At 68.4% G+C, this 13,001-nt stretch carries 18 protein-coding genes; all 18 read left to right on the top strand.

Features of this window, described 5'->3' with window-relative positions; all coding sequences use genetic code 11:
- A complete protein-coding gene (rplE, locus tag ACFVSU_RS15470) occupies positions 1-591 on the top strand; it encodes a 50S ribosomal protein L5 (protein ID WP_310288360.1) in 591 nt (196 codons plus the stop codon).
- A 137-nt stretch (positions 592-728) separates the two neighbouring features.
- Positions 729-1,127, top strand: a complete 399-nt coding sequence (gene rpsH, locus ACFVSU_RS15465) for a 30S ribosomal protein S8 (protein WP_045301501.1) — start codon at positions 729-731, stop codon at positions 1,125-1,127.
- 6 nt (positions 1,128-1,133) lie between these two features.
- Entirely contained in the window at positions 1,134-1,670 is a 537-nt protein-coding gene (gene rplF / locus ACFVSU_RS15460; RefSeq protein ID WP_387144667.1) for a 50S ribosomal protein L6, read from the top strand.
- 2 nt (positions 1,671-1,672) lie between these two features.
- Complete coding sequence (gene rplR, locus ACFVSU_RS15455; RefSeq protein ID WP_056371381.1) at positions 1,673-2,032, top strand: 50S ribosomal protein L18; 360 nt, start codon at positions 1,673-1,675, stop codon at positions 2,030-2,032.
- Entirely contained in the window at positions 2,029-2,721 is a 693-nt protein-coding gene (gene rpsE, locus ACFVSU_RS15450; RefSeq protein WP_056371379.1) for a 30S ribosomal protein S5, read from the top strand. Before rplR ends, rpsE begins: the two co-directional genes overlap by 4 nt.
- On the top strand, positions 2,721-2,906 hold the full coding sequence (gene rpmD / locus ACFVSU_RS15445) for a 50S ribosomal protein L30 (protein WP_018171461.1): 186 nt from the start codon (positions 2,721-2,723) through the stop codon (positions 2,904-2,906). The genes rpsE and rpmD overlap by 1 nt, the downstream gene beginning before the upstream one ends.
- Entirely contained in the window at positions 2,906-3,547 is a 642-nt protein-coding gene (gene rplO, locus ACFVSU_RS15440; protein WP_387144662.1) for a 50S ribosomal protein L15, read from the top strand. Before rpmD ends, rplO begins: the two co-directional genes overlap by 1 nt.
- Positions 3,548-3,645: 98 nt before the next feature.
- Positions 3,646-4,968 carry a preprotein translocase subunit SecY gene (secY, locus tag ACFVSU_RS15435; RefSeq protein ID WP_045301508.1) on the top strand — a complete coding sequence of 441 codons (1,323 nt, stop codon included), beginning with the start codon at positions 3,646-3,648 and terminating at the stop codon, positions 4,966-4,968.
- The gene (locus ACFVSU_RS15430; RefSeq protein ID WP_387144658.1) at positions 4,965-5,558 is read left to right on the top strand and encodes an adenylate kinase; all 594 of its coding nucleotides are present in this window, start codon (positions 4,965-4,967) and stop codon (positions 5,556-5,558) included. The genes secY and ACFVSU_RS15430 overlap by 4 nt, the downstream gene beginning before the upstream one ends.
- Before the next feature lie 4 nt (positions 5,559-5,562).
- Complete coding sequence (map, locus tag ACFVSU_RS15425; protein WP_375871621.1) at positions 5,563-6,405, top strand: type I methionyl aminopeptidase; 843 nt, start codon at positions 5,563-5,565, stop codon at positions 6,403-6,405.
- A gap of 10 nt (positions 6,406-6,415) precedes the next feature.
- The gene (locus ACFVSU_RS15420) at positions 6,416-7,114 is read left to right on the top strand and encodes a DsbA family protein (protein ID WP_387144654.1); all 699 of its coding nucleotides are present in this window, start codon (positions 6,416-6,418) and stop codon (positions 7,112-7,114) included.
- Positions 7,115-7,239: 125 nt separating this feature from the next.
- Positions 7,240-9,546 (top strand): choice-of-anchor A family protein, encoded by a 2,307-nt coding sequence (locus tag ACFVSU_RS15415; RefSeq protein ID WP_387144651.1) that lies wholly within the window; start codon positions 7,240-7,242, stop codon positions 9,544-9,546.
- Between the two features lie 150 nt (positions 9,547-9,696).
- Positions 9,697-9,918 carry a translation initiation factor IF-1 gene (infA, locus tag ACFVSU_RS15410; RefSeq protein ID WP_018171468.1) on the top strand — a complete coding sequence of 74 codons (222 nt, stop codon included), beginning with the start codon at positions 9,697-9,699 and terminating at the stop codon, positions 9,916-9,918.
- A 64-nt stretch (positions 9,919-9,982) separates the two neighbouring features.
- Positions 9,983-10,099, top strand: coding sequence for a 50S ribosomal protein L36 (rpmJ, locus tag ACFVSU_RS15405; RefSeq protein WP_005050492.1), 117 nt, complete (start codon positions 9,983-9,985; stop codon positions 10,097-10,099).
- 158 nt (positions 10,100-10,257) lie between these two features.
- The gene (gene rpsM / locus ACFVSU_RS15400; RefSeq protein WP_387144648.1) at positions 10,258-10,632 is read left to right on the top strand and encodes a 30S ribosomal protein S13; all 375 of its coding nucleotides are present in this window, start codon (positions 10,258-10,260) and stop codon (positions 10,630-10,632) included.
- A 34-nt stretch (positions 10,633-10,666) separates the two neighbouring features.
- A complete protein-coding gene (rpsK, locus tag ACFVSU_RS15395; RefSeq protein ID WP_018171470.1) occupies positions 10,667-11,065 on the top strand; it encodes a 30S ribosomal protein S11 in 399 nt (132 codons plus the stop codon).
- Positions 11,066-11,228: 163 nt separating this feature from the next.
- A complete protein-coding gene (locus ACFVSU_RS15390) occupies positions 11,229-12,218 on the top strand; it encodes a DNA-directed RNA polymerase subunit alpha (RefSeq protein ID WP_116194480.1) in 990 nt (329 codons plus the stop codon).
- A gap of 67 nt (positions 12,219-12,285) precedes the next feature.
- Positions 12,286-12,849, top strand: coding sequence for a 50S ribosomal protein L17 (gene rplQ, locus ACFVSU_RS15385; protein WP_387145277.1), 564 nt, complete (start codon positions 12,286-12,288; stop codon positions 12,847-12,849).
- Positions 12,850-13,001 lie beyond the last annotated feature (152 nt).

Raw genomic sequence — 13,001 nt, 5'->3', positions numbered from 1 at the left:
ATGAGCAGCACCACTGCCGTGGAGGCTGGCAAGATCCAGCCCCGCCTGAAGCAGAAGTACAACGGCGAGATCAAGAAGGCTCTGCAGGACGAGTTCGGCTACGCCAACGTCATGCAGATCCCCGGCCTGGTCAAGGTCGTCGTGAACACCGGTGTCGGCGAGGCAGCTCGCGACAGCAAGGTGATCGATGGCGCGGTCGACGACCTCACCAAGATCACCGGTCAGAAGCCGGTCGTGACCAAGGCCCGCAAGTCCATCGCGCAGTTCAAGCTGCGTGAGGGCCAGGCCATCGGCGCGCACGTCACCCTCCGTGGTGACCGCGCGTGGGAGTTCATCGACCGCCTCGTCAACCTGGCGCTGCCCCGCATCCGCGACTTCCGCGGCCTCTCGGGCGCCCAGTTCGACGGTCACGGCAACTACACCTTCGGTCTCCAGGAGCAGTCGGTGTTCCACGAGATCAACCAGGACAAGATCGACCGCGTCCGCGGCTTCGACATCACCATCGTCACGACGGCGAAGACGGACGCCGAGGGCCGCGCACTCCTGCGCGCCCTGGGCTTCCCGTTCAAGTCGGACGAGGCGCAGGCGTAATTCCTGAATCGGATGCCTCGACCCGGGCGCATGCGCGCGGGTCGAGGCATCCGGATCCCACAACTGAACATGGCAATCATGGAAGGTCGTCCGGCGTGTAACGCCTGCCGATACCTCGTGAACAAAGGAATCAAGAAATGACAATGACAGACCCGGTCGCAGACATGCTGACCCGTCTGCGCAACGCGAACTCGGCGCACCACGACTCCGTGTCGCTGCCGAGCTCCAAGCTCAAGACCCACATCGCCGAGATCCTCAAGCAGGAGGGCTACATCTCCGCGTGGGAGGTCAGCGACGCCCGCGTCGGCTCGACCCTCACCCTGACGCTCAAGTACGGCCCGAACCGCGAGCGGTCGATCGCCGGCATCAAGCGCGTCTCGAAGCCCGGCCTCCGCGTGTACGCGAAGTCGACCGAGATCCCCCGCGTCCTCGGCGGCCTCGGCGTCGCGATCCTGTCCACCTCCTCCGGTCTTCTCACGGACCGTCAGGCAGAGCAGAAGGGCGTGGGTGGGGAAGTCCTCGCCTACGTGTGGTGATCTGACATGTCGAGAATCGGTCGTCTTCCGATCGACATCCCCGCCGGCGTGACCGTTTCGGTCGATGGCCAGGATGTCGCCGTCAAGGGCCCCAAGGGCGAGCTCCTGCTCACCGTGGCCCGTCCCATCGAAGTCAAGGTCGAAGAGGCACAGGTCGTCGTGACCCGTCCCGACGACGAGCGCGCCTCGCGTTCGCTGCACGGCCTGACCCGCACGCTCATCAACAACAACATCATCGGTGTCACCCAGGGCTACACCAAGGGTCTCGAGGTCGTCGGCACGGGTTACCGTGTCGCGCAGAAGGGCACGGCGGTCGAGTTCGCTCTCGGCTTCTCGCACCCCGTCCTCGTCGAGGCGCCCGAGGGCATCACCCTGACCGTCGAGGGCAACAACAAGCTCACGGTCGCGGGCATCGACAAGCAGGCCGTCGGCGAGGCCGCGGCCAACATCCGCAAGATCCGCAAGCCCGAGCCGTACAAGGGCAAGGGTGTGCGGTATGCCGGCGAGGTCGTTCGTCGCAAGGCCGGAAAGAGTGGTAAGTGACCATGGCTGTCAAGACAAAGACCCAGGCGCGTTCGCGCCGTCATGCCCGCCTCCGCAAGAAGGTCGTCGGCACCGAGCTGCGTCCGCGCCTCGTCGTCACCCGTTCGGCCCGCCACGTCTTCGTGCAGGTCGTGGACGACAGCAAGGGCCACACCGTGGCCTCGGCCTCGACGCTCGAGACCGGTCTGCGCACGTTCGACGGTGACAAGACCGCCAAGGCCCGCAAGGTCGGCGAGCTCGTCGCCGAGCGCGCGAAGGCCGCCGGCGTCTCGGACGTCGTGTTCGACCGTGGCGGCAACCGCTACGCCGGCCGTGTCGCGGCGATCGCCGACGGCGCCCGCGAGGGAGGTCTGAACCTGTGAGTGACAACAAGGAGAACATCGTGACCGAGCAGGCTGCTGCCGAGGCTCCGGCCGACGCCGCCGCGACGGCTCCCGCCGAGCGCGAGCGCGAGCCGCGCCGCGGTGGGCGCGAGCGCAACCAGACCCGCGGTGACCGCGGTGGTCGCGATCGCAACGAGAGCCAGTTCCTCGAGCGCGTCGTCACCATCAACCGCGTGTCGAAGGTCGTCAAGGGTGGTCGTCGCTTCAGCTTCACCGCGCTCGTCGTCGTCGGCGACGGCAACGGTGTGGTGGGCGTCGGCTACGGCAAGGCCCGCGAGGTGCCCCTGGCGATCTCGAAGGGTGTCGAAGAGGCCAAGCGCAACTTCTTCCGCGTGCCGCGCGTCGGCTCGACCATCCCGCACCCCGTGCAGGGTGAGGCCGCTGCCGGTGTGGTGCTGCTGCGCCCCGCCGCCGCCGGTACCGGTGTTATCGCCGGTGGCCCGGTGCGTGCCGTCCTCGAGTGCGCCGGTATCCACGACGTGCTGTCGAAGTCGCTCGGCTCGTCGAACACGATCAACATCGTCCACGCGACGGTGGAGGCCCTGAAGCAGCTCGAGGAGCCCCGTGCGGTCGCCGCGCGTCGCGGTCTCGACTTCGACCAGGTCGCCCCCGCCCGTCTCGTCCGTGCCGAGGCTGAGGCCGCGGCCGCTGCGAAGGCAGGTGTCTGATGGCTGCGCGCCTGAAGGTTACGCAGGTCAAGTCCAAGGTGAGCGAGAAGCAGAACCAGCGTGACACGCTGCGTTCGCTCGGTCTGAAGCGGATCGGCGACTCGGTCGTCCGCCCCGACGACGCGCAGACGCGCGGCTACGTCCGGACCGTCGCGCACCTCGTGAAGGTTGAGGAGATCGACTGATGGCTGAGAAGAACGACGCCGTCGAGGCCGAGAAGGCCCCGAAGAAGGCTGCTGCTCCCAAGGCGGCCGCCGAGAAGAAGGCTGCTGCTCCCAAGGCGGCCGCCGAGAAGGCCCCCGCGAAGGCGGCCGCTGCCAAGGCGGACAAGGCTGAGAAGGCCCCCGCCAAGAAGGCTGCCCCGAAGAAGGACGCTCCGGCCTCGCGCCCGGGCGTGCTGAAGGTGCACCACCTTCGTCCGGTCCCCGGCTCCAACACCGCGAAGACCCGTGTCGGTCGCGGTGAGGGCTCGAAGGGCAAGACGGCGGGTCGCGGTACCAAGGGTACGAAGGCCCGCTACCAGGTCAAGGTCGGCTTCGAGGGTGGGCAGATGCCGCTGCACATGCGCACCCCGAAGCTCCGCGGCTTCAAGAACCCGTTCCGCGTCGAGTACCAGGTCGTGAACCTGGACAAGCTCGCGGAGCTGTACCCGGCTGGTGGCGACGTCACCATCGGCGACCTGGTCGCCAAGGGTGCAGTGCGCAAGAACGAGAAGGTCAAGGTGCTCGGCACCGGCGACATCGCGGTGAAGCTCAACGTGTCGGTCGACAAGGTCTCGGCTTCGGCCGAGCAGAAGATCGTCGCCGCGGGCGGCGCCGTCAAGTAATACGCACACAGTGGGGGTCGGAGCTTGCTCCGGCCCCCACTGGGTTACCCTGGACGTCGGTACGTCTGCGTGCCGACGCCCCCTCTGGAGGAATCCTCTTGTTCAGCGCCATCGCGCGGATCTTCCGCACACCCGACCTTCGGCGGAAGATCGCATTCACACTGGCGATCATCGCCCTGTATCGCTTCGGCGCGCACGTTCCTGCGCCGTTCGTCGACTTCCCGAACGTGCAGTCGTGTCTGCGGCAGTCCGCCGGCACCGAGGGCCTCCTCTCGCTGGTGAATCTCTTCTCCGGCGGCGCCCTCCTGCAGCTGTCGATCTTCGCCCTCGGCGTCATGCCGTACATCACGGCGACGATCATCGTGCAGCTGCTGCGCGTCGTCATCCCGCACTTCGAGACCCTCTACAAGGAGGGCCAGGCGGGCCAGGCCAAGCTCACGCAGTACACGCGCTACCTCACGATCGCGCTCGCACTGCTGCAGTCGACCACGCTCGTCACCGTTGCGCGCAGCGGCCAGCTCTTCGGGACCACCGGTGTTCCCGAGTGCGAGAACCTCCTCACGAACGACGTGTGGTGGGCTCAGCTGCTCATGATCATCACGATGACCGCCGGCACCGGCCTCATCATGTGGTTCGCCGAGCTCGTCACCGAGCGCGGCATCGGCAACGGCATGTCGCTGCTGATCTTCACCTCGATCGCTGCAGCGTTCCCCGCCTCGATGTGGGCGATCTGGCAGTCCAAGGGCTTCGAGGTCTTCCTGCTCGTCCTGGCCGTCGGCATCGTCGTCGTCGCGCTCGTCGTCTTCGTCGAGCAGTCGCAGCGCCGCATCCCCGTCCAGTACGCCAAGCGCATGGTCGGACGCCGCACCTACGGCGGCACGAACACGTACATCCCGATCAAGGTCAACATGGCCGGCGTCGTGCCCGTCATCTTCGCCTCGTCGCTGCTGTACATCCCGGCGCTCATCGCGCAGTTCAACCAGCCGCAGGCGGGCGAAGAGGTTCCGGCCTGGGTCGCATGGATCCAGCTGTACCTGGTGCGCGGCGACCACCCGCTGTACATGGCGCTGTACTTCCTCCTCATCGTCGGCTTCACGTACTTCTACGTCGCGATCACGTTCAACCCGGTCGAGGTCGCCGACAACATGAAGAAGTACGGCGGCTTCATCCCCGGCATCCGTGCCGGTCGCCCCACGGCGGAGTACCTGGACTACGTGCTCACGCGCATCACGCTCCCGGGCTCGATCTACCTCGGTCTGATCGCGCTCCTGCCGCTCATCGCCCTCGCGACGGTCGGCGCCAACCAGAACTTCCCGTTCGGCGGCGCCTCGATCCTGATCATCGTCGGCGTGGGTCTCGAGACGGTGAAGCAGATCGACGCGCAGCTGCAGCAGCGCCACTACGAAGGGCTCCTCCGATGACGCGACTTCTGATCGTCGGCCCACAGGGTTCGGGCAAGGGCACGCAGGGCATCCGCATCGCCGAGGCGTTCGGCGTCCCGGCCATCTCGACGGGCGACGTGTTCCGCGCCGCCGTCGCGGACGGCTCGGACCTCGGCAGCCAGGTGAAGGCCATCATCGAGGCGGGCGACCTGGTCCCCGACGAGCTGACCAGCGCCGTGGTGCGCGAGCGCCTCTCGCAGGGCGACGCCGAGGGCGGCTTCCTGCTTGACGGCTACCCCCGCAACGTGGCTCAGGTCATGCACCTCGACGAGTTCCTCGAAGGACGCGACGAGGCGCTGGACGCCGTGATCCTGCTCGACGTGCCGCGTGAGGAGAGCATCTCCCGCATCGCGGGCCGTGCTGCCGAGCAGGGTCGCAGCGACGACACCGAAGAGGTCATCGCCAACCGTCTGGCGATCTACGAGCGCGAGACGGCGCCCATTCTCGGCGTGTACGAGACGCGCGACCTCGTCGTGCCGGTCGACGGTGTGGGCAGCCTCGACGAGATCACCGAGCGGATCGTCTCCGCCCTCGAGGCGCGCGGGCTCGTCCGCGTCCCCGTCGCCTGATCCCGTGTCGCTCCGCCGTTCGATCTACAAGTCGCCCGCCCAGCTGCGGGCGATGGTGGAGCCCGGGCTCATCACGGCTGCGGCACTCGACGCGGCCCGCAGCCTGATCGCTCCGGGCGTGACGACGGCGGAGCTGGATGCCGCGGCATCCGCTCTCATCACCGGCCGGGGCGCGAAGTCCAACTTCCAGATGGTGCGCGGGTACCGCCACACCATCTGCGCCTCGGTCAACGAGGAGGTCGTGCACGGCATCCCCGGCGACCGGGTGCTCGCACCCGGCGACATCCTCTCCGTCGACGCCGGCGCCGAGTACAAGGGCTGGAACGGGGACTCCGCGTTCACGTTCGTCCTCCCCGACGACAGCCGTCCTGAGGTCGTCGCTCAGCGGCAGCACCTGTCGGACGTGACCGAGGGGTCGCTGTGGGCCGGCATCGCCGCGCTCGCGACCGCGAAGCACATCGGCGAGGTCGGCACCGCCATCCAGGCGCACATCGAGGCGAACTCGCCCGAGTCCGGCACCTACGGCATCCTGCGCGAGTACGTCGGGCACGGCATCGGCCGGAAGATGCACGAGTCGCCCTCGGTGTTCAACTACCGCGTCGCCGATCCGGGCCCCGAGGTGCGGCCCGGACTGGTGCTCGCCATCGAGCCCATGGTCGTGATCGGCGACCAGGCCACGTTCGTCGAAGACGACGGATGGACGGTCTCCACGATCGACGGCACCGCCGGCTCCCACTGGGAGCACAGCGTCGCCGTTCACGAAGACGGAATCTGGGTGCTCACCGCACCCGACGGCGGCGCCGCGGGCCTTGCGCCCTTCGGTGTGACCCCGCGCGAGATCGCCTAGGAGGCTCCACATGGCACAGACGGCACGCAAGACCAACTGGTTCGCGATCTGGGTGACCCTGGGCGTCGTGGTGGCGCTCGTGCTCGTCACCGTGCTCGTGGTCACCCTGAACAACGCGGCGACGCCCAAGCCGCTGCCGACCGAGGTGAACACGCCGTCGGCGTCGAACATCGATAGCGAGACCGGCGCGATCGTCGTCGGCACCGGTGAGGACACCCTCGGCACCTACGTCGACTTCATGTGCCCCGTCTGCAACCAGTTCGAGCAGGTCTACGGCGCCGAGATCCAGAGCATGGTCGACGACGGCAGCATGACGCTCGAGATCCACCCGATCTCGATCCTCGACAGCCAGTCCAGCGGCACCCAGTACTCGACCCGCTCCGCGAACGCCGCCTACTGCGTCGCCGTCGCCGACGCCGACGCGTCGCTGCCCTTCCTCCAGGCGATGTTCGAGAACCAGCCCTCCGAGGGTTCGAAGGGCCTCACGAACAACGAGATCCTCGACATCGCGTCGGGCGTCGGCGTCACGGGCATCGACTCGTGCGTCAACGACGGCACCTACGCCGGCTACGTCACCGCGATGACGCCCGAAACTCCGATCCAGCCGGGCTCCTCGGGCATCGGCACCCCGACCATCACCGTCAACGGCCAGGTCATCGCGAACTCGTCGCTCCCGCCCGCCGGCTCGCTCGCGACGCTGTTCGGATAATTCTTCCGGGGAACGGATGCCGCGACTCGCGGCATCCGTTCTCTCGCGCGTTCGTCGCGGGCCTCCCCCGACCCCATAGAGTCGCTCTGTCGGAGGAGAGGGTGGGAGAGCGGATGCCGCAGGCAATGGTTCGTCGGATCGGTGCCGTGCTCGCGATCGGCGCGCTCGCCGGCGCCGGGGTGATCGCGGTCTCGCCGCTGGCGCAGCCCGAGGCGGCCGTCGCCGCGGTGGGGGAGTGCCCGCCGGGCACGATCCCCGGTCCAGGCAACGACAACCCCGTCTTCACCGACAACAACGTCGCCGTCTACGCGGGCGGCGACTTCTCGGCGCTGCCGTCGTCGGCCGAGGTCGAAGGCCTCGTCGTCGTCGCGGGCTCGGCGGACTTCGCCGGGAACAACGGCACCGTCAACGTGGGCTGGGTCGGTGTGGGATCGGGTGTCGCTCCGACGCCCGGGGAAGTGATGCTCGCGGTCGGCGGCGACCTCTCGGTCGGCGCGGGCACGGTGCTCGACGTCGGGGCGAATGCCGTCGTCAGCGGCGAGCTCCTCGGCGGCAGCGTGCAGGTCGGCGGTGCGACCACGCCCGATTACGAGACCGACGGCTCGCGCTACCGGCTCAACAACGGCACGCTCACCCAGGACATGGGCGCCGACGCGATCGCGGACTGGGCGACCTGGGGCACCGACATCACGGCCGCGTCGACGTCCTACGCGGCCCTCGCGCCCACGGGGACCACGACGGCCGCCTTCACACGGATCGACTTCGCCGGCGACGGCGCGGCGACGCAGCAGGTCTTCACGATCGCGTCGTCGGCGCTCGCGGCGAACCCCGAGATCCACTTCAGCGGCATCCCCGACGGCGCGACCGTCATCGTCAACGTGACCGGCTCCGGCCCGGTGACATGGGCGCCGTACTACTTCGGCGACGGCGCCGACCGCGTCGACGACCCCGCCTCGCCCATGTTCGGCGTCGTTTCGCAGCGCACCCTCTGGAACTTCACCGCGGCGACGTCGGTGCACGTCGCAGGCTCGTCGCAGGTGCTCGGCACGATTCTCGTCCCCGCGGCAGACCCGGCGGCGGATCAGCCGGTGCTGCGTGTCACAGCCAGCACCAACGGCCGCCTGTACACGAACGGCTCGATCGTGATGGACGGCGTCGGCAACGAGCACCACAACTACCCGTTCGTCGACGCGCCGTTCGCGTGCATCCCGGACGTGAACCCGCCGATCCTGCAGACCGGCTCGGTCACCATCACGAAGAACGTCTCGCCGGAGGATGCGGCGCTCCTGCCCGAGGACACCCTGTTCCTCGGCACCGTGACGTGCGACATCCCGGAAGACGGGGTCGCCGTCGCCGAATGGGCCGTCGCCCCGGGGGAGACGACCCTCGTGGACGGACTTCCGGCCGGTGCGCAGTGCGTGGTCGCCGAGCACCTCGGCGTCGGCGCGCGCGTCTTCGCGCCTCCGGTGAGCGGAACGCGTGCGGACCCCGCCGCGCACTTCGCATGGGAGACGCCGGTGTGGGACCCGGCACCGCCCACGTTCACCGTCGTGCCGGGCGTGGAGCCGCAGATCGACTTCACCCTCACGAACACGATCGCGCGCGGCGCCTTCACGATCGAGAAGGCGGTGACGGGCGACGGCGCACCGGACGTCGAGTTCTCGGGCGCCTGGCAGTGCACGCTCGGCGCCACGCTCGCCGGCTCCGGGACGTGGTCGCTCTCCGCCGGTGAGACGAGCGATCCGATCGCGGCGCCCGTGGGGGCGACGTGCACCGTGAGCGAGACCACTCCCGGGGACCCGGGGGACGGGCTGTGGGAGATCCCCGTGATCGACCCGGACTCGATCGTCGTGACCGCGGGGTCGGCGGAGGTCCCGCTTCAGGTGGTCGTCACGAACGTCTTCGTCCCGGCGGCTGCGCTCGGCGCCTTCACGATCACGAAGGCCGTCGAGAATCCCGACGACGTCGTGTTCTCCGACGGGTTCCGCGGCACCTGGATGTGCACGACCCCCGACGGACTGCGCGAGGTGCTCGTGGGCACGTGGTCGCTCGCGGCGGGCGAGACGACCGACGCCATCGAAGCCCCGGTCGGCGCGGTCTGCTCCGTCGCGGAGGTGCAGCCCCAGGATCCCGAGGGCGCCTCCTGGGGCGAGCCCGAGCTCAGCCCCGCGTCGCTCGTGATCACGGACGCCAGCGCGCAGCAGCCGCTCGCGTTCACGGTGACGAACACGCTCACCGCAGGCCAACCCGGAGTGACCCCGACGCCCACTCCCACGCCGACGCCGGAGCCCGACCCGGGCCCCGGACCCGACGGCGAGCTCCCGGCCACGGGCACCACCGTGCCGTGGTGGGCGATCGCGGTGGGCGGGGCGCTGCTCATCGGAGGAGCCGCGGTCGTGCTCATCACGGTGGTGCGTCGCCGGCGTTCCTGAGTGCGAGCCGTGACCGCACCGCGGTCATTTGCCGAGGCATCCACTATCACGTATGCTTGATCTTTGGTGCGTTGCGCCTGTATTGGCGTGTCGCCGCACCGAATCCCATCCACCGCAGATCGACCGGTCTGCACAAGTGTTAGCGAGCGTATGGCGAAGAAAGACGGTGTCATCGAGATCGAGGGCGTCGTGTCCGAGGCGCTGCCCAACGCGATGTTCCGCGTTGAGCTCAGCAACGGCCACAAGGTCCTCGCGACGATCTCCGGCAAGATGCGGCAGAACTACATCCGCATCATCCCCGAGGACCGTGTCGTCGTGGAGCTCTCGCCCTACGACCTCACCCGCGGGCGCATCGTCTACCGCTACCGCTAGACCGGTCGAGAAGTAACACCCCAGGCTCCGGCCTGCCCGGTGAAGACAGCGAAGAGAAGAAATCATGAAGGTCAACCCCTCCGTCAAGCCCATCTGCGACCACTGCAAGGTCATCCGTCGCCACGGTCGCGTCATGGTGATCTGCAAGAGCAACCCGCGTCACAAGCAGCGCCAGGGCTGACCTCAGGTCTGGACGGATGCCGCGAGCCGCGGCATCCGTCATCCCACAACTGAATACGACTACAGGCAGCGTCAGAACCTCTCCGGAGGGGACACCTCGGGCTGGGGGCCCGGGCACCGACACTGCTCCACACCTCCACCAACTCTCAGGAGAATCGCATGGCACGTCTTGCCGGCGTTGACATCCCGCGCGACAAGCGCGTGGTGATCGCCCTCACGTACATCTACGGCGTCGGCCGTACCCGCTCGAACGAGATCCTCGCCGCGACGGAGATCGACGAGAACATCCGCGTCAAGGACCTCAGCGACGACCAGCTCGTCGCGCTCCGCGACTACATCGAAGGCACCTACAAGGTCGAGGGTGACCTCCGTCGTGAGGTTGCCGCCGACATCCGCCGCAAGGTCGAGATCGGTTCCTACGAGGGCCTGCGCCACCGCCGCGGCCTCCCGGTGCGCGGTCAGCGCACGAAGACGAACGCGCGTACCCGCAAGGGCCCGAAGCGCACCGTCGCCGGCAAGAAGAAGGCGCGCTAAGGCGCGGCCCCCAGGGTTTTAGGAGAGCAGAGCAATGGCACAGGCCAAGTCCGCCGCGCGCAAGCCGCGCCGCAAGGAGAAGAAGAACATCGCGCTGGGCCAGGCCCACATCAAGTCGACGTTCAACAACACGATCGTCTCGATCACCGACCCGTCGGGCGCCGTCATCAGCTGGGCGTCGTCGGGTGGCGTGGGCTTCAAGGGCTCGCGCAAGTCGACGCCGTACGCCGCCGGCATGGCCGCGGAGTCCGCTGCCCGCCAGGCGCAGGAGCACGGCGTCAAGAAGGTCGACGTCTTCGTGAAGGGTCCGGGCTCGGGCCGCGAGACCGCGATCCGCTCGCTGACGGCCGCCGGCCTCGAGGTCGGCTCGATCCAGGACGTGACGCCGCAGGCCCACAACGGCTGCCGTCCGCCCAAGCGCCGCCGCGTCTGACATCCCGTAAGCCGGGGCACCGTTCGTCGGTGCCCCGGCTCCGGCACGTTTCACGGATGCCCGGCCAGGCGCGCGAGCGGCGGCCGCAGCATCCCGAGTAAAACTCAACACCTCACCCACCGCACGTGTCATATAGCGGGCACGTGATCGAAAGGAACACATAGTGCTCATCGCACAGCGTCCCACTCTGACCGAGGAGAAGATCGGGGAGTTCCGCAGCCGTTTCGTCATCGAGCCGCTGGAGCCCGGCTTCGGTTACACGATCGGCAACGCGCTGCGTCGCAGCCTCCTGTCGTCCATCCCCGGCGCAGCCGTGACGTCGATCCGCATCGACGGCGTCCTCCACGAGTTCAGCACCATTCCCGGTGTCAAGGAGGATGTCACCGAGATCATCCTCAACATCAAGCAGCTGGTCGTGTCCAGCGAGCGCGACGAGCCCATCACCGCGTACCTCCGCAAGACCGGCGCCGGTGAGGTCACCGCCGCCGACATCTCGGCTCCGGCCGGTGTCGAGGTGCACAACCCCGAGCTCGTCATCGCGACGCTGAACGACACCGCCAAGTTCGAGCTCGAGCTCACCATCGAGCGTGGCCGCGGCTACGTCTCGGCGACCCAGAACCGCAACGAGTACGCCGAGGCCGGTCAGATCCCGGTCGACTCGATCTACTCGCCGGTCCTCAAGGTCTCGTACCGCGTCGACGCGACGCGTGCCGGTGAGCGCACCGACTTCGACAAGCTCGTGCTGGACGTCGAGACCAAGTCCTCGATCGCCCCGCGTGACGCCGTCGCCTCGGCCGGTCGCACCCTGACGGAGCTCTTCGGCCTGGCCCGCGAGCTCAACGTCGAGGCCGAGGGCATCGAGATCGGCCCCGCGCCGGTCGAGACCGTCCTGTCGAACGAGCTGTCGATGCCCATCGAGGACCTCGACCTCTCGGTGCGTTCGTACAACTGCCTCAAGCGCGAGGGCATCAACACCGTGTCGGAGCTCGTCGCCCTCTCGGAGACGCAGCTCATGAACATCCGCAACTTCGGTCAGAAGTCGGTCGACGAGGTGCGCGACAAGCTCGTCTCGCTCGGCCTGTCGCTGAAGGATTCGGTCCCCGGGTTCGACGGTGCGCACTTCTACGGCGGCTACGACGACGAGACCGTCTGAGCCAGCCGGATACCGGATGCCGCAGCATCCGTTTCCCGACCGACTTTTCACACTGGAGTAAATGAGAATGCCCAAGCCCACCAAGGGTCCCCGCCTCGGAGGCGGCCCCGCCCACGAGCGCCTGCTGCTTGCGAACCTGGCCGCTGCGCTGTTCACCCACAAGTCGATCAAGACGACCGAGACCAAGGCCAAGCGCCTGCGTCCGCTCGCCGAGCGTCTCATCACGTTCGCGAAGCGCGGCGACCTGCACGCGCGTCGTCGCGTGCTGTCGGTCATCGGTGACAAGGAAGTCGTGCACGTCCTCTTCACCGAGATCGCTCCGCTGGTCGCGGACCGTGACGGCGGCTACACCCGCATCACCAAGGTCGGCAACCGCAAGGGCGACAACGCGCCCATGGCCGTCATCGAGCTCGTCCTCGAGCCCGTGACGAAGAAGCCGTCCGCCAAGAAGGCTGCCGCCGCCAAGGCTGCTCCCGCCGACGAGGCTCCCGCCGAGGAGACCCCCGCCGAGGAGGCTCCCGCCGCCGACGAGGCCGCCGAGGCCGGCGCCGAGTCGCAGGACGAGGGCGCCGCCGCTGAGGCTGCCGCCGAGGAGGCCGTCGAGGCCCCCGCCGAGGAGAAGTCCGAGTAATCGGATGCCGCCGGGCGCAGCAGCCCGGCACCCCTTGCACCGCGAGGCCCGTCACCCCCTGGGTGACGGGCCTCGCTGCGTTCTCGGGCGCCCCCTCCCTGTTCGTTCGTCGCGCCCCCGTTCGTTCGTCACGGATGTACGCCCGAAGGGCG

It is taken from the genome of Microbacterium sp. NPDC058062 (assembly GCF_042885375.1).
Lineage (GTDB): Bacteria > Actinomycetota > Actinomycetes > Actinomycetales > Microbacteriaceae > Microbacterium > Microbacterium trichothecenolyticum_C.
This window is presented reverse-complemented; position numbering and strand designations above follow the sequence as displayed.